This is a genomic window from Acidovorax sp. NN32, from assembly GCF_057597245.1.
This window is the reverse complement of record NZ_CP199679.1, coordinates 2471201-2487383: the sequence shown is the minus strand read 5'-3', so window position 1 is coordinate 2487383 and position 16183 is coordinate 2471201. Positions and strand designations below refer to the sequence as shown.

Annotated in this window: 14 protein-coding genes; 6 read left to right on the top strand and 8 right to left on the bottom strand. The window is 64.8% G+C overall.

The genetic code is table 11. From position 1 onward, the window contains the following. Positions 1-36: 36 nt before the first annotated feature. Positions 37-1041: a sulfate ABC transporter substrate-binding protein gene (locus ACT89O_RS11705; protein WP_487262730.1), complete on the bottom strand. Its 1005-nt coding sequence runs from the start codon at positions 1039-1041 to the stop codon at positions 37-39. 209 nt (positions 1042-1250) lie between these two features. Then, positions 1251-1835 carry an RBBP9/YdeN family alpha/beta hydrolase gene (locus tag ACT89O_RS11700; RefSeq protein WP_487262729.1) on the bottom strand — a complete coding sequence of 195 codons (585 nt, stop codon included), beginning with the start codon at positions 1833-1835 and terminating at the stop codon, positions 1251-1253. Between the two features lie 286 nt (positions 1836-2121). On the opposite strand from ACT89O_RS11700, the gene ACT89O_RS11695 reads away from it, so the two are divergent. From ACT89O_RS11695 to ACT89O_RS11675, 5 genes are all read left to right on the top strand, one after another. Continuing rightward, positions 2122-3774, top strand: a complete 1653-nt coding sequence (locus ACT89O_RS11695) for a methyl-accepting chemotaxis protein (RefSeq protein WP_487262728.1) — start codon at positions 2122-2124, stop codon at positions 3772-3774. A gap of 145 nt (positions 3775-3919) precedes the next feature. After that, positions 3920-4801: a hypothetical protein gene (locus ACT89O_RS11690; RefSeq protein WP_487262727.1), complete on the top strand. Its 882-nt coding sequence runs from the start codon at positions 3920-3922 to the stop codon at positions 4799-4801. 152 nt (positions 4802-4953) lie between these two features. Beyond that, positions 4954-5721: a hypothetical protein gene (locus tag ACT89O_RS11685; protein WP_487262726.1), complete on the top strand. Its 768-nt coding sequence runs from the start codon at positions 4954-4956 to the stop codon at positions 5719-5721. A gap of 89 nt (positions 5722-5810) precedes the next feature. After that, a complete protein-coding gene (locus ACT89O_RS11680) occupies positions 5811-6374 on the top strand; it encodes a sigma-70 family RNA polymerase sigma factor (protein ID WP_218299675.1) in 564 nt (187 codons plus the stop codon). Then, a complete protein-coding gene (locus tag ACT89O_RS11675; RefSeq protein WP_487262725.1) occupies positions 6371-7537 on the top strand; it encodes an ankyrin repeat domain-containing protein in 1167 nt (388 codons plus the stop codon). Before ACT89O_RS11680 ends, ACT89O_RS11675 begins: the two co-directional genes overlap by 4 nt. Before the next feature lie 59 nt (positions 7538-7596). On the opposite strand, the gene ACT89O_RS11670 is transcribed toward ACT89O_RS11675, so the two are convergent. After that, positions 7597-8466: an HDOD domain-containing protein gene (locus ACT89O_RS11670; RefSeq protein ID WP_055397514.1), complete on the bottom strand. Its 870-nt coding sequence runs from the start codon at positions 8464-8466 to the stop codon at positions 7597-7599. A 138-nt stretch (positions 8467-8604) separates the two neighbouring features. Further along, on the bottom strand, positions 8605-9552 hold the full coding sequence (locus tag ACT89O_RS11665) for a LysR family transcriptional regulator (RefSeq protein ID WP_055397516.1): 948 nt from the start codon (positions 9550-9552) through the stop codon (positions 8605-8607). A gap of 154 nt (positions 9553-9706) precedes the next feature. On the opposite strand from ACT89O_RS11665, the gene ACT89O_RS11660 reads away from it, so the two are divergent. Beyond that, on the top strand, positions 9707-10354 hold the full coding sequence (locus ACT89O_RS11660) for an FMN-dependent NADH-azoreductase (protein WP_121419901.1): 648 nt from the start codon (positions 9707-9709) through the stop codon (positions 10352-10354). 356 nt (positions 10355-10710) lie between these two features. On the opposite strand, the gene ACT89O_RS11655 is transcribed toward ACT89O_RS11660, so the two are convergent. The 4 genes from ACT89O_RS11655 to ACT89O_RS11640 form a co-directional block, all read right to left on the bottom strand. Beyond that, positions 10711-13020, bottom strand: coding sequence for a putative bifunctional diguanylate cyclase/phosphodiesterase (locus ACT89O_RS11655; protein WP_121419900.1), 2310 nt, complete (start codon positions 13018-13020; stop codon positions 10711-10713). Between the two features lie 301 nt (positions 13021-13321). Next, on the bottom strand, positions 13322-14158 hold the full coding sequence (locus ACT89O_RS11650; RefSeq protein WP_487262724.1) for a MetQ/NlpA family ABC transporter substrate-binding protein: 837 nt from the start codon (positions 14156-14158) through the stop codon (positions 13322-13324). 208 nt (positions 14159-14366) lie between these two features. Further along, positions 14367-15455, bottom strand: a complete 1089-nt coding sequence (locus ACT89O_RS11645) for a DUF6817 domain-containing protein (protein WP_487262723.1) — start codon at positions 15453-15455, stop codon at positions 14367-14369. A 323-nt stretch (positions 15456-15778) separates the two neighbouring features. After that, positions 15779-16087 carry a hypothetical protein gene (locus ACT89O_RS11640; protein WP_055397526.1) on the bottom strand — a complete coding sequence of 103 codons (309 nt, stop codon included), beginning with the start codon at positions 16085-16087 and terminating at the stop codon, positions 15779-15781. Positions 16088-16183 lie beyond the last annotated feature (96 nt).

The following is a 16183-nucleotide window of genomic DNA, read 5'->3' as shown; positions in this document are numbered from 1 at the left end:
GATGCAGTGGTGAGTCGGGAGAAGCGCTGCGCCTATTTACTTGGCGCCGGGCGTGTACAGCTTGTCGAACTGGCCGCCATCATTGAAGTGCACCTTCTGCGCTTCGGTCAGCGAGCCGAAGTACTTGGCCACGGTGAACTGCTTGAGCGGCTTGAAGGTGTCGGCGTACTTTTTGAGCACGGCCTCCGAACGGGGGCGGATGGCATGCTTGGCCGCGATCTCCTGCGCTTCTTCGGAGTACAGGTAGTCCAGGTACGCCTTGGCCAGCTGGGCGGTGCCCTTCTTGGCCACGGTGCGCTCCACGACGGCCACGGGGTTCTCAGCCACCACACTCACCGAGGGGTAGATCGCATCGACCTTGCCGGCGCCGAACTCGCGGTCGATGGAGACCACCTCGGATTCGAAGGTGATCAACACATCGCCCTGGTTGCGCTGCAGGAAGGTGGCGGTGGCATCACGCCCGCCCTTGGCCAGGATGGGCACGTTCTTGTAGAGCTTGCCGACAAACTCGGCTGCCTGCGCCTCGGTGCCACCCTTTTCACGCACGGCGCCCCAGGCAGCCAGATAGGCATAACGGCCGTTGCCGCCAGTCTTGGGGTTCACCACAATCACCTGCACGCCGGGCTTGATGAGGTCGTCCCAGTCCTTGATGCCCTTGGGGTTGCCGTTGCGTACCAGGAACAGCATGGTCGAGGTGGTGGGCGATGCGTCGTGCGGAAATTTCTTGGTCCAGTCCTTGGCAACCACGCCGCTGTCGGCCAGGAACTGCACGTCGGTGGTGGTGTTCATGGTCACCACGTCAGCAGCCAGGCCGTCGTTCACGGCACGGGCCTGAGCGCTCGATCCAGCGTGCGACTGGTCGATCTTCACGTCCTGGCCCGTGGTCTTCTTGTAGTGCGCGGCAAAGGCAGCGTTGTAGTCCTTGTAGAACTCACGGGCCACGTCGTACGACACGTTGAGCAGCGAATTTTGTGCGGCAGCCATGCCACTGGCGGCCAGGGCCAGCGAGGCCAGGAGGGTCTTGAGTTTCAAAGAAGTCATGGTGGTGTCGCCCAAAAAATTGCTGGAGATGACGGATTGTGCGGAGGCGCCCTTAAAACTCAAAAGAATATATTCTTGTTAAATAATCAACTATTGGCATATAGATTGTTGATGGCCTGCGCACGGCAGATAGCTGCCGCATTGTTCACATCAAAAAGAGCCTCTTCCGCCTGACCAGCAAGGCTTTTTAGCTATATAAAATATAGCAATCAAAACGCGGAAGGCAGGGGGTGCGCGTGGGTGACAGCAGGCGGCTGGGCGGTAGGCCCATCTGCCAGCGACTGCAGCAGTGCCCAGCCCAGGGGCCATTCGCCATGCCCTGAATCGATGTTGATGTGCCCCGCGTTCTGCATGCGCACAAACTCGCTGCCCCAAGCCCGCGCGTAGGCGCCCGCCAGGCGGATAGGGCAAAACGGGTCGTTGCTGCTGGCCACCACGATGCTGCGGTAAGGCAGCGCAGCATAGGGCACGGGCGCAAAGTCGCTCAGGATGGCGCGGCGCTCCGGGTCGGCGGGGGCCACCAGCAGCGCACCACATACCTTGGCGGCGGCATCGGGCCCCATGTGGTTGGTGGCAATGCAACCCAGGCTGTGGGCCACGATCACCACGGGGTGCGGCGCGGCCAGCACCGTCTTTTCGAGCTGGCTCACCCAGGCCGAGCGCGTGGGAGTGATCCAGTCGTCCTGCACCACGCGGCGGGCGTTGGGCAGGCGCTCGGCCCACAGGCTCTGCCAGTGGCCGGGGCCCGAGTCCCGCCAACCGGGGACGATGATGATGGAGGTGTTAGGGGTCACAGGGCTGGCATTCTGCGAGCCGCGCTTTAAAACCCAAACGACTTAATTCTTGTTATTTAATCGCCAAATCATCTAAAAAACCGCCTTTGGCCTAACCTCTTCAAGATTTGACTATCAAGTAAATAAATTAAACCAAAAGGTTTAATTTAAAACCGATCAGTACAATGTAACCAAATGAAAACGAATCGCCTGAGTCCGTCCCGCCCAACGGACACCGGGTGGTTTGCATTGGCACCTTGTCCCCGGTTTTGTTCTTAGTCATCTTCACTTCAAGAGGCACCTTTCAATGCACACATGGAAAATCAGCCAGCGTCTCATGGCGGGCTTCGGCCTGGTCATCGTGGCCCTGCTCGGCATGTCGGTCTACAGCGTGCTCATTGCACGGGGCATCGACAGCGCCCTGACCGCCAATGCCACCCAAAACGCCGTCATCCAGCGCGCTGCCATCAACTTCCGGGGCTCAGCGCACGACCGCTCCATCGCGGTGCGCGACGTGGTACTGGCACCCAACGAAGACGCACGCAAGAAAGAAATCGAATCCATCGCACGGCTGGCGGACTTCTATGCGCAGTCCGCCACGCAACTCGATGCCGTCCTGAAAGCAGCCACGCAGATACCGCCCGAAGTAGCCCCCATGGTGCAATCCCTCAAGGACATCGAAACGCGCACGGTGGCCACCACCAGCAAGGTAGTCGCCCTGATGCAGGCCGGTGACCGCGCAGGCGCCGAAGCCCTGCTCTGGGCCGAGGCGAAACCGCAGTACGAGCAATGGCTTGCGGCAGCCAACAAGCTCATCGACTACGAGGAAGGCCGCATCATCAAGAACAGCCAGACGGCCAACCAGGACGCGAGCCAGTTCACCGGCGTGATGTTGTCCATCACCTTGCTGGCCGTGCTGATCAGTGTGGCGGTGACGGTGCTGGTATCGCGCAGCATTGGCCGCGAACTGGGCGCCGAGCCCAGCGAAGTGCGCGCGGTGGTGCAAGCCATCCAGCAGGGCAACCTCACCACCCCGGTGAAGGTGAAAGCGGGCGACACCAGCAGTGTGATGGTGGCAGTGCGCGACATGCAGCAGCGCTTTCATGAACTGGTCTCGGCCGTGCGCGACAACATTGCGCAGCTGCGCACCACCAGCGACGACATCAGCAGTGGCAACCAGAACCTGGGCCACCGCACCGAACAAGCCGCCAGCAGCCTGGAGCAAACCGCCGCCAGCATGGAAGAGCTGACCGCCACCGTGCGCCAGAGCGCCGACTCGGCCCGCCAGGCCAACCAACTGGCCACCACCGCCGCCAGCACCGCCACCAAGGGCGGCGAGGTGATGCAGCAGGTGGTGAGCACCATGCAGGACATCCACCACAGCAGCCAGAAGATCGCCGACATCATCGGCGTGATCGACGGCATTGCGTTCCAGACCAACATCCTGGCGCTGAACGCTGCCGTGGAAGCAGCGCGCGCGGGCGAGCAGGGGCGCGGCTTTGCGGTGGTGGCCACCGAGGTGCGCAGCCTGGCACAGCGCAGCGCCGAGGCCGCCAAGGAGATCAAGGCGCTGATCCAGTCCAGCGTCGAAAAAGTGGACTCGGGCACCCAGCTCGTGGCCAATGCCGGTGACACCATGAACGAGATCGTGCAAGGCGTGCAGCGCGTGAACGGCATCATCGGCGAGATCAGCACCGCCGCTGCCGAGCAGAGCGACGGCATCTCGCAGGTCAACGTGGCCGTGACCCAGCTGGACCAGATGACGCAGCAAAACGGCGCGCTGGTGGGTGAAAGCACCGCTGCCGCAGAGAACCTGCGCCAGCAGGCCCAGCGCCTGGCAGAGCTGGTGGCCGTGTTCCAGGTCAGCGGCAGCGCTGCAGCAGGCATGGGCACACGCGCCACAGCGAGTCACCGGGGCAATGCCCTGCCCACCACCAGCGTGCGACGCTTCGCTCACTGAGACCGCAGTGCGAACGGTAGGCCCGCAAGCTTGGGTGCGATGCGGTACTGAAAACTATTTTTGATTTTTTTCGGCACCTCTCAACCCCATTGACCCACCCCATTCGTTTCATACAGCACCACCACATTTTTTTGATGGAGCTGCTATGAAACCCCGTTCGCTCACCCTGCCCGCCCTCGCCGCCCTGACGGCATTGCTGGGCCTGGCCCACCTTCCTGCCCAGGCCATTGGCCGCCTGGCTGATGTCACCATCGTGGACCGTGACACCGGCGCCACGCTGCCGGTGCACTACGCCCGGGGCGAATACTGGGTGGCAGGGCGGCCCGGGGCGCGGTATGCCATCACGGTGCGCAACCGGCTGGGAGAGCGGGTGCTGGCCGTGCCTTCGGTGGACGGCGTGAATGTGCTCAGCGGCGAGACTGCGGCCTGGGACCAGCGCGGCTATGTGTTCTCTCCTTATGAGCGTTACCAGATCACCGGCTGGCGCAAGAGCGACAGCCAGGTGGCGACCTTCGAGTTTTCCCACATTGCCAACTCGTATGCCGCCCGCACGGGCCGCCCGGCGCATGTGGGCGTGATTGGCGTGGCGCTGTTTCGCGAACAGCCGCCGGTGCCCCAGCCTGCCCCCGCCATCACCCCCGAGCCCTACCGCCAGCGCCGTGACAACGGCCACGGCCTCGGGCGCCTGCGGGAGGAACCCGCGTCACCCGCTGCCGCTGCACCGGCGGCCCCTGACCCATCGGCCGAATCCTCTGCCCGCTCGCAATCTGCCGACAGTGTGGCCAAGGCCGCCCCCATGCCGTCGGCCAAGCTGGGCACGGCGCACGGCCAGCGTGAGACCTCGGTCGTCACCCACACCAGCTTCACGCGCCTGCAGGAGCAGCCCAATGAAATCATCAGCATCCGCTACGACAGCCGCGAGAACCTGGTGGCCAGCGGCATCATCCGCGAACGGCCGGCGCGCATGCCGGTGCCCCGGGCATTCCCGCAATCGGACAACCTGTCCTATGTGCCGGACCCGAATTGACTGGGCCCGGGATAGCGGACCGGCCATGCGCAGCCGTCCCGCGCGCAGGTGAACGGGCGCCTCGCACAGTGCGCGGCGGCCGACTGCCCCTGATCCGACCCAGTCATTCCGCTCGTTTCACTCAGCACCAATAACATCGTCAAAGGGCCGCTATGAAAACCGGTTCCCCCACACTCCCTGCCCTCATCCATACCACCGTCACCGCGCTGGCCGTACTGCTCGCGCTGACCAGCTTGCACGCCCAGGCCATCGGCCGCCTGGCCCAAGTCACTATCGTCAACCCCAATACAGGCGCCAGGCTGCCGATGTACTACGCCAAGGGCCAATACTGGGTCGCTGGCCGACCTGGGGCCCAGTATGCGGTCACATTGCACAATCACAGCGGCGATAGGGTGAATGTCGTGCTAATGGTGGATGGCGTCGACGTACTCACCGGTCAGACCGATGAGTTCACCGGTCAGAACGACGGGTGGAGACGGAGCGGCTATGTGTTCTTGCCCCATGCGCGCGATCGAATTGCCGGCTGGTACAAATCCAGCGGCACATTGCCTCACTTCGACTTCGCAAACGTTGCAAACTCCCACGCTGACCTCACTGCGCGCTCAACCAAGGTGGGCCTGATCCAGATTGCATTGTTCCGCCAGCGGATCATCGACCCCGTTGCACAGGTGAGGCCTGAACCGTCCGGCCAACGCCGCAACAAAGTTAGCAACGAAGACCGTCTGAGCGAGGAAGCCCCGCACGGGCAGCGCCAGACCCCGGTTGTGTCGCACCTCCTCGAAGAGGTCATCAGCATCCGTTACGACAGCCGCAAAAACCTGCTTGCAAAAGGCGTGATCCGAAAGCGGCGTGCGCACCCGCCGGTACCGCAACCCGTGCCTCAATCGGACAACGTGTTTTACGTACCAGATCCGAGGTAGGCCCTGAATGCAACCCCAGCGGATCTGCCCGCGAGCGCATGAGTCCCTCCCATAATGCGCGGGTGCCATCCACCCCATTCCCCGCCACCATGGAGGACTCCGACGAAGCGCTGATGTTGCGCTACGCCGCAGGAGAACTGGGCGCGTTCGATGTACTGTATGGGCGGCACGAACTGGCGGTGTGGCGGTTTGTGTTTCGCAGCGTCAAGGTGCAGGCCGTGGCCGATGACCTGCTGCAGGACGTGTGGTTTGCCGTGGCGCGCAATGCTGCCCGCTACGAGGTGAAAGCCAAGTTCCGCACCTGGCTGTTCACCCTGGCGCACCACCGGCTGGTGGACCACCTGCGCACCGCCAGGCACCACACCAGCCTGGATGCGAGCGACGACGATGCGCGCAGGCTGGCCGACACACTGGTGGCCGACTCGGGCTTTGGGCCCGTGCGGCAACTACAGTCGCGCGAACAAGCGGCCGCGCTGATTGCGGCGGTGGAACAGTTGCCGCTGGAGCAGCGCGAGGCCTTCCTGCTGCAGGCCGAAGGCGACCTGGGCGTGCAGGAGATTGCCGAGGCCACCGGCGTGAATTTCGAAACCGCCAAGAGCCGCCTGCGCTACGCGCGGGCCAGCCTGCGCCAGCACCTCAAGGAGTTTGTATGAACCTGCAGGACGACGAGCTGGTCCGGCGCTACCACGAAGCCAGCGCGCAGGAAGGCGCCCGCCCCGGCGCGCATGTGCGCGAGGCCGTGCGCGCGCATGCACAGATGGTGGCGGCCGCCCACACTGGAGGCCCCGCTCCAACGCCTGAAGCCCCCGCCGCCAACCAGGCACGCTGGAAGATCTCGGCCCTGGCCACCGTGGCCGTGGTGGGCCTGACCGGTTTGCTGATGCTGCAGTTCGAACGCGGCACGCCCGAGGAGCGGGACACCGCATTCAGCCACCGCCGGGCCGAGGCGCCCGCACCTGCAGCCCAAACCGCCCCAGCCCCCGCGCCCTCGGCCGCCCCCGCACCCAAGCCCCTGCCAGAGGCCCTCCCCCCGCCTCCGTCGGCCGCATTGCCAGCCCCCCCCGACAGCGCACAGGAGCAGGAGCGCGCCCGCAATACCACCAGCCCGGCCACCGGGGCCGTGGCCCCCAAGTCCACCACGGCACCTTCGCCTGCGCACGCACCGACCCCCGCGCAGCCCTTAGCCAAGACCGCGCCAGCACCAACCCCGGCACCGACTCCAGCACCTGCCACGGCTGTGGCCCCCGCCCCCGCGTCTGCCTCCACAGCAGCCGCAGAAACTGAAACCCTGCACGCCCCCCGCGCAGCCGGAGCCATGTCTGGGTTCCCCGCATCTCCCTCCCCGGTCGCCGCCCCCAACGCCGAGAGCCGCGAGCACGCGGCAACAGCTCCCACAAAACAGCCCCCCCCACCAGCCGCGCCCGAGCCCCAGGCAGCGGCCGCTGCTGCAGCCCCGGCCGCCCGCAGCCCGCTGGCCGACTCTGTGGCCCGCGACAGCAACGGAGCAGCCACCGCCTCCATGCAAAAACGCCTCGGGGCATCGTTGCCAGGCCACGTGTGGGACGCTGCCCGTGCGGGCAACCCCCAGCAGATAGAAAGCCTCGTCCGCCAGGGAACGCCTGTGGACGCCCGCGACAACGAGGGCAGAACCGCCTTGATGCTGGCAGCGATGAACGGCCACACCGCCACCGCCCAGAAGCTCCTGGCCCTGGGCGCCAACCCCCGGCTGGTGGACCGCGAGGGCCTGAATGCGGCGCAGTGGGCTGCGCAGCGGGGGCATACGCGCCTGGCCGAGTTGCTGGAGGCGGTGCGCTGAGGGCGGCGGAGATGGACTCAGCCCGAACGGTCTTCTGATTGATCAGCCGCGCATCGGCATCAGAACCGCACGGCCTCAAACGCCGGATGCAGCGCGTCGATCCAGTGGTCCAGCTCGTCCTGCGTTACGTGTAGGTGGTCCATGCAGGCCTGCCCATGCTGCTGCCATTCGCGCGTGGGCGGCAGGTTGTCATGCTGGTTGACCAGAAACTCGGCCAGCAGGCCCAGGGCCACCAGGTGGCGTACGGTAGGGTCAAACCGCTCGTCATCGAGGCAGGCAAAGTCGTGGTGCAGCCAGATGGCTTGCGCTACGTCGCCTGGCAGGTGCCAGGTGCGCGCGACGATGGCGCCCATCACGGCGTGGTCGGTGCGGTGGCTGGCGTTTTCGGTCTGGGTGAAGGTGCGGTCCTTGCGCGCCAGGGCCTCGGTCACGGTGCCAGCATAGCCGCGCACCGCCTTCACCAACACCGGCATGCCCACATGGCAGAACAGACCGAAGCTGTAGCCCAGGCCCGGGTCAAAGCTGTAGAGCTGGTGGCCGATGTGTTCGCAGGCGATGGCGCGGCGCTGCGAGCTTTCCCAGAAATGCTCCAGCAGCGGCGACCGCACCTGCAGCGCGTTGCGCGTGATGAAGGCCGATAGCAACTGCACCGCTGGCTGCAGCCCCAACACCGTGAGCGCCATGCCCACGGTCTGCACCGGCTGGGCCAGGCCATACAGCGGGCTGTTGGCCAGCCGCATGACGGCAGCGGCCAGGGCGACGTCTGAGGACGCCAATTGTTCCAGGGCCGCCGAGTCCAGCTCGGGCTCCGCCATGATCTGCTGCAGGCGCAGCAACGATTCGGGGCACGGCGGGACCACGATGGCCCGCACGGCGGGGTGCACACGGGCCTGCCGGATGTCTTGGTCGATGGGGTGTGGAGCAGTCACAAAAAATCCCCGGGCCGCCGCGTGTGCTGAACACAGGGACGGGGGCAGCCCGCACAGTTGCAATTCGTTGCATTGTGGGGCCAAAAAGCGTGCCGCCCATTGAACCCGTGCACAAGCGCAGCCTTTGCGCTGAGCAACTCAGATATTCGCGCCGTCGAGCCCCTGCAGGGCCTGCCGCGTGCTCAGGCTGCTGCGCCCGGGCATGGCCTCGCCCAGGTAGTCCAGAAACCGCCGCACGGCGGGCGACAGCCCCCTGCGCGAGGGGAACACCGCATGCACGATGGCGGGCGCGGGCGCCCAGTCAGGCAGCACCCGCACCAGCTTACGCTCTCGCATTTCTTCCTGGCACATGTAGTCGGGCATCCAGCACACGCCGGTGCCCGCCACGGCGGCGTATTTGAGCGTGAGCAGGTCATCGGCCACATAGCGCGGCGTGTGCTGCACCATCTGGTGCACGCCGCCAGGGCCGATGAGATTCCAGATGGACCGGCCCTCGGGTGCCGACATGGCAATGCTGTCAAGCTTGGCCAGATCGTCCAGCGTCTTTGGCGTGCCCTGGCGGATCAGCAGCTCGGGGCTGGCCACCAGGATCTGCGTGGTGTGGTCCAGCCGCTTGACGACCATGCTGCCGCTGTCGTCCACCGAGGGGCGCACGCGCAGCGCCACGTCGATGCCCTCCTCGACCAGGTTCACCGCGCGGTTGCTCACCAGCATGTCGATACGCACCTCGGGGTACTGGGCGAGAAACCGGGGCATCAGCTCGGCCACCACGGTCTGCGCCAGCGTCACCGGGCAACTCACGCGGATGGTGCCGCGCGGTGTGGTCTGCACCTGGGCCACAGTGTCGGCCGCAGCCTGGGCCGACTCGCGCATGGCCTGGCAATGGCGCAAGTAGGCCTCGCCCACTTCGGTCAGCGACAGCTTGCGGGTGGTGCGTTGCAGCAGACGCACACCCAGCTGCGCCTCCAGGTCGGACACGCGCCGCGACAGGCGCGACTTGGGGATGCCGAGGGCGCGGCCCGCAGCGGCAAAGCCACCGCGCTCCACCACTTCGGCGAAATACAGCATGTCATTGAGGTCTTGCATGGTGGAAGTGCGGGTTGTAGCCACGCGCGATTCATTCGATGGATGGAACAATCTATCTCAAATTAACCACCTTATCAACAAACGGATGAACAACCACAATTCATCCCATGGCCACACGCTGTGGCTCCATCCACAGAACCCCAAGGAGTTTTTCATGCAACTGCTTCACGTCGATTCCGCCATCACCGGTGCCAACTCCGTTTCGCGACAGCTCACGGCACAGATCGTGGCCGCCTACAAAGCCAGCCATCCAGCCACCGAGGTGACCTACCTCGATCTGGTAGCCAACACTCCCGCACACTTCACCATGGACGCAATGACTCCGCGCACTGGCCAGACCGAAGGCTTGAGCGAAGCGCAAAAGCGCGAGAACGCGGTGTCCGAGCAACTGGTCAGCCAGTTTCTGGCAGCCGACGTGGTGGTGATTGGCGCACCGCTGTACAACTTCAGCATTCCCACCCAGCTCAAGGCTTGGATCGACCGGCTTGCCCAACCCGGCCGCACGTTCCAGTACACCGCCAACGGGCCCGAAGGCCTGGCCAAAGGCAAGACTGTGATCGTGGCCTCCACCCGGGGTGGCGTGTATTCCACCAGCGAAGGCGGCCAGGCCATGGAGCACCAGGAAAGCTACTTGAAGGTGGTGTTCGGCTTCTTCGGCATCACCGACGTGCGGTTTGTGCGCGCTGAAGGCGTGGCCATGGGCCCTGATGCCAAGGCCGCAGCCCTGGCTTCCGCCGAAGTGGAAATCACCAACCACACCGGCGCCGCAGCCAACCAGGCCAGCGTAGCGCAAGCGGCCTGAACGGAAACTGCAGGGCCCTGGGGACGCTCTGCACGAATCACCGCACCGTGTGCATCTGCGGACTCGGGTGGTCTGCGGTGTTGCAAAACCTCGCAATAGCTACAGCTATTGCCGCGTTTTGCGCCTGGCAGCCCCTCCCGATCCGCAGCGCACACTTACCGCTCGATTCGTGCAGAGGATCCCTAGTGTCCTGAGTTGGAAATTCATTTCATCAACGAACTTCCAGCTCAGGACACCAGGCCTCGCCAACATTGACAAACCCGGCTCCCTGCCGGGTTTTGTTTTTATGCTGAAAAGTGACTCCAGCGCTTATTAAATAAGCGCTAATAGCTATAAATTAAATAGCAAATCCGCATTCAAACGATTGTGTGGCTTGTCGACTGCCGCTGCAGCCACTGCCGGGCCAGTTGCTCCGGCGGCAGCGCCGGGGCAAACAGCCAGCCCTGAAAACGCTCGCAGCCCATCTTGATCAAAAGCTGCAGCTGCTCCTCGGTCTCCACCCCTTCTGCCACCACCGAAAGGCCCAGCGTGCGGGCCAGCGCATTGATGGTGGCGCAGATCTCGCGGTCGTTCACATCCACCACGATGTCGCGCACAAACACCTTGTCGATCTTCAGCTCACCCACTGGCAGGCGCTTGAGCTTGATGAGCGACGAGTGCCCGGTGCCAAAGTCGTCGATCGACAGCGCAAAACCCGCGTTTTTCAGGTCGAGCGCAATGGCGTAGAGCGATTCGTCCAGCAACTGCGACTCGGTGATCTCCAGCACCAGGTCCGCAGGCTCCACCCCCGCGCGCTCGGTGACGCCCAGCAAGGTCTTGGTGAACCCTGGTTCGCGTAGCTGGATGGTGGAGACATTGACCGACACCACCGGCACCTGCCAGCCCTCGGCGCGCCACTGCGCCACCTGGCGGCAGGCGGTGTCGAACACCCACAGGCCCATCGGCACGATGAGCCCACTCTCCTCGGCCAGCGGAATGAACTCGTCCGGCTGCACCGCCTTGCCGTCTACCGACCAGCGCAGCAGCGCCTCGGCGCCCACCGTATGGCGCTGCTGGTTGAGCTGGGGCTGGTACACCAGCGTGAACTCGCCACCCTGCAGCGCGCTGTGCAGGCGGCGGCGCAGCTCCAGCCGACTGCGCGTGATCTGCGTGAACTCCTCGATGTAGAAACGGTACGAGCCGCGCCCTGCGCTTTTGGTGGCGTGCAGCGCCGAATGCGCGTGGCGCACCAGCTCCACACTGTTGGCAGAGTCGTCCGGGTACAGGCTGATGCCCAGGCTGGCACCCATGTACTGCGCCCCCACCTCCGACAGCTCCCAGGGTCTCCCCAGCCCTTCAACCAGCGATGCGGCCAGTTGCGCCAGCTCGGTGCGCGAGGCGGGGCGCAGCAGCATCACGGTGAACTGGTCATTGGCCAGCCGCGACACTAGGCCCTGCCCCGCCAGCAGCTGGGTGATACGCTGGGCCACCTCACTCAGCAGCGCATCGCCCACGCGGTGGCCGTAGGTTTCGTTCACGCTCTTGAAGTGGTCCAGGTCGATCAGCAGCAGCGCCACACGGCGGTTGGTGCCCTGCGTGTCGCGCGCGGCCTCGGCCACGGCGCGCTCCAGCGCATCTTCAAAGTAGCGGCGGTTGGGCAGGCCGGTGAGCGCGTCAAAGTGCGCCACCCGGTACAGCTGCTCTTCGTTGCGCAGCACGGCGGCCTCGGCCGTGCGAAGGCGGTTGAGCAGGCTGACCACAATGGTCTGGCGCAGTGCGGCCAGCAGCAGCACCAGCAGGCAGCACACCAAGATGAGCGCCTGCACCCCGGCACGCCCGTCGGGCGCGACAAACAGCAGCACCAGGGTGATGGCCGCCAGCGTCATCGACACCAGCGGCACATAGTTCATGGCCCGGTCACACTGGCGGCGGTAGTCGGCATCCACCGACATCTCAAAGCGCAGCCAGCGCGCGCCCCAACCCAGGGCGAGCGCCGAGAGGCTGAAGCTGGCGTTGAACCAGACACCCGGCTCCACCGTGCTGCTGATCACCATCAGGTTCCACTGCATCCAGCTCAGGCCATAGCCCAACAGGCCCATCAAGACCAGCAGGTGCGAGCGCGCCACCCGCACCCCCACGGTAGGAATGGCCAGCGCCGTGACTCCCGCCGCCGTGAGGAACCCTGCCGGGTACAGCACCAGAACCGTACCCACCGCCGCCGACCCCACCCCGCCCGAGGGCAGATAGATCACCAGGGTGAAGGCCAGCAGCGCCAGCACGGCACCGCCAAAGTCCAGCGCCGCCGGGTAGGCGCGGTCACGCGAGAGGCGGGCAAACGTGGCGCGGATGACGGTGGCCGCCCACAGCGGGCCCCCTGCCAAAAAGAACAGGTCGGCAGGCGCGGGGAACGGGTTCCAGTCCAGCGCCACCTGCACGTTCCACACCATCTGCCCCACAGCCACCAGCAGGGCAAAGGCCAGCAGACCGGCGTGCAGCGCGCGGTCGGTAGGCGGCGCCTGCACCCAGCCGCGCCAGGCCCAGAAGGCCGACAGCCCAAACGCCAGCGTCCACGAGGCGTTGTCCAGAAACACCCGCACGCTGACGTCCGGCACCCACAGCGACGCGGCGAACAACAGCGTGGCTGCGCTCAACCAGACCGCTGAGAGGATTCGTTCCGCGAAGGACATGGGTGGGGGGCCGTGGTGGAAGGGGTGTGCGGGGCGTAATTGCTACAGAACGTTAACCCTCCCATTGTGGACGCAAGCGTGGCCCGCCTGTTTCCCCTCAAAGCAGCCGGGGCACTGGGCCGGCCAATAGCTACCAAAAAAATAGCATCCAGCGCCTGCTGGACAAGCGCTGGATGCCAATGGAATCTGAATATTTGCCGTTCTTCGACAGCGCTGATGGGCGCCCGCTCCCCTCGCGGGAGCAAGTCAAACCAGGGCACCGCAGCGCCCACCCATTACAGGGTGCGCTCAGCGTGAAGCCTTAAAACCCTGGCAGCACCGAGCCCTTGAACTCGGTCTGGATGAACTTCTTCACTTCTTCCGAGTGGTAGGCCTTCACCAGCTTGGCCACCCAGGGCTTGTCCTTGTCGGCTTCGCGCACGGCGATCAGGTTGACGTAGGGGCTCTTGGCGTTTTCTTGTGCAATCGCGTCCTTGCCAGGGTTCAGGCCAGCCGACAGCGCAAAGTTGGTGTTGATGGCCGAGGCGTCCAGGTCGTCCAGCGAGCGCGGCAGCTGGGCAGCGTCGAGTTCCACGAACTTGAGCTTCTTGGGGTTGCTCACCACGTCCAGCGGCGTGGCCTTCAGGCCCGCGCCGTCACGCAGCTTGATCAGGCCCTTGTCCTGCAGCACCAGCAGCACGCGGCCACCGTTGGTGGGATCGTTGGGGATGCCGAACTTGGCGCCTTCCTTCAGGTCTTCGAGCTTCTTGACCTTTTTGGAATACAGGCCGATGGGGAAGTTGACGGTGTAGCCCACCGACACCAGCTTGTAGCCACGGTCTGCCACCTGCGCATCGAGGTAAGGCTTGTGCTGGTAGCTGTTGGCATCAAGATCGCCCGCAGCCAGCGCGGCGTTGGGCTGCACGTAGTCGCTGAACTCGACGATCTGGATCTTCAGGCCGTCCTTCTCGGCGACCTTCTTCACCTGCTCGAAGATCTGCGCGTGGGGGCCGCCGGTCACGCCCACCTTGATGGGCTTGTCCTGGGCCATGGCGCCGGACGAGAAAGCGGCAGCAGCGGCCAGAGCCAGGGCGGATTGCAGGAGAAGGCGCTTGTTGTTGTTCACGGGGAAAACCTTTCGTAAAGAGATGGAACGCATCCTAGGGTTTTCCCGTTAAAACTGGAACAACTAAGTTCTCATTTCATTACAACCCAATCGCATATAAAACATGCACCCTGCACTTTGAAAAGGCGCGCGCTCCCTCTGCGGCCACCGCGCAAGGGCCGCCAAGCCGCGCATGCGGCGCTTCGCTTGCGTGCGCTGGTGGCGTCCCCCTTTGGGGGAAGGCGCGCAGCGCCTCAGGGGGTCACACTCTGAGCGCCACGTTGTTCAGCTTGTCCAGCCGCTCGGGCCAGGTGCCCTCCACCGTGGCACCCTGCAGCAGGATGCGCGTCCAGGCCACCCAGGCGTCCCACTGCACGCGCTTGTCCCACGCATTGCCCCAGGCGCTGAACAGGTGCAGCGCGCTTTCGGCAGCGGCCTTGGCGTCGTCCTTGCGGCCAGCGGACAGATACAGCTGGGCCAGCACCATCTGCGGCTCGCCCACCCAGGGGTTGTGGCGCACGGCGCTTTCCAGCACGCCGGTGGCCACGTCCAGATCCACCAGCGGCTGGTCTTGCTGGATGACGGACCAGTACAGCGACGTGGCTGCCGCCTCGTTGGCCGCAGACAGGTGCTGCGAGCAGTGCGCAAACACGGGCGGCATGGGCAGCACATCCTTCAGCCCCGGGTGCTGCAGCGCCTTGGCCAGGCCATTGATCTGGTGCACCATGCGCCCCGACGGCCGCATGGGCCCGGGCCAGAGCGATGCGGCCCAGTGCGCCTTCTGGTGACGGTGTTGCACGTCCGGAAAGCGCGAAAAGATGTCGTCCTGCCAGCTGAACCACTGCTCGATGGTGTCGGCCATGCTCACGATGATGAAGGCCGCCACCTCGTAGGGCGTGAGCACATGGTCCTGCCCGTCTTTTTGTAACACCAGGCTGCCGTCCGCCTCCAGCGCATGGGCCAGCACCTTTTGCACAAACTGCGTGCGCGACTGGGTGCAGAACAGGTAGACCAGGTGCTCGGCCGACTCGCCCGCAATCTCGCGCACCCGGGCGCGCTCCTTGGCGGGGTCGAACTTCACCAGGTCCACAAACGCATTGCCATACACGCTGTGCAGCAGGCCCAGCAGGCGCACGTCACGCGGCTGCTGCCACACGGTCAGGGTGCGCGTCACGCCCACCAGGTGGTGGCGAAACGTACCCGCCTTGTGCCAGTCCTGCCCCACATTGCGCGCGAGCACCGTGGGCAACACGGGCGCCAGTTCGGGGTCGCGGGTCAGCCACTCTTCGTCCAGCAGCGGCAATGCGCGGGCAAACAGGTCAGGGTCCAGGGGGTGAAGCGGCAGGGTCATGGTGTTGTGTCTCCGGCGTTGATGGTGCAGGCAATGCAATGTACACACAGTATCTGCCCACACGGCGGGTGTGCAAGCACCGGGGTGACCCGGCCCTCACACCCAGCACGCGCCTGCACGACGGCTCGGTCAGCCCCACTGCGTGCTGCGGGCTTTCAGGCTCAGAGGCTGAGAGTTTTTTAGCCGGGCCCGAAAGGCGCGCAAATACGCCTCGGATCTAGGCGCAAAGCACAGCCATAGCTCAGGCTATGGCGAGCATTTGTAACGACGAGCTGGGGCGTATTGGCGTGCAAGGCGGGCATGGATGAAGGACTCTCAGCCTCTCAGACCAGCCTTACTTCAAAGTACGCGCCCTCTCCTTCCCCCAAATCCCGGAACCCGGCCTGCCGGGCTGCCACGCTGGCCTTGCCCCAGGCCTTGAGCAAAGTGAGATCGCCAGGGGACACCACCTCGGGGGGCGACTCCTCCAGGCTCTGCATGGTGTCCAGCGCAGCTGCTACCTGTTCAGGGCCGCCAAGCTGCTTTTCCAGGGCCCTGGCGTACCGGGTTTCTGCGGCAATGCGCTCTTTGGGCGGAAGCTCCTCGGGATAGTCGCGGAGATTGACGACGAAAGTGGATTCGATGACTTGCATGGCACTGCTACTCCTGTGGTTTGATGCTGTATGAATATACAGTTTTTTCCAGCAGAATTCGAGCCCTGAAAGATCACCCGGGAGCGCGGGATGATG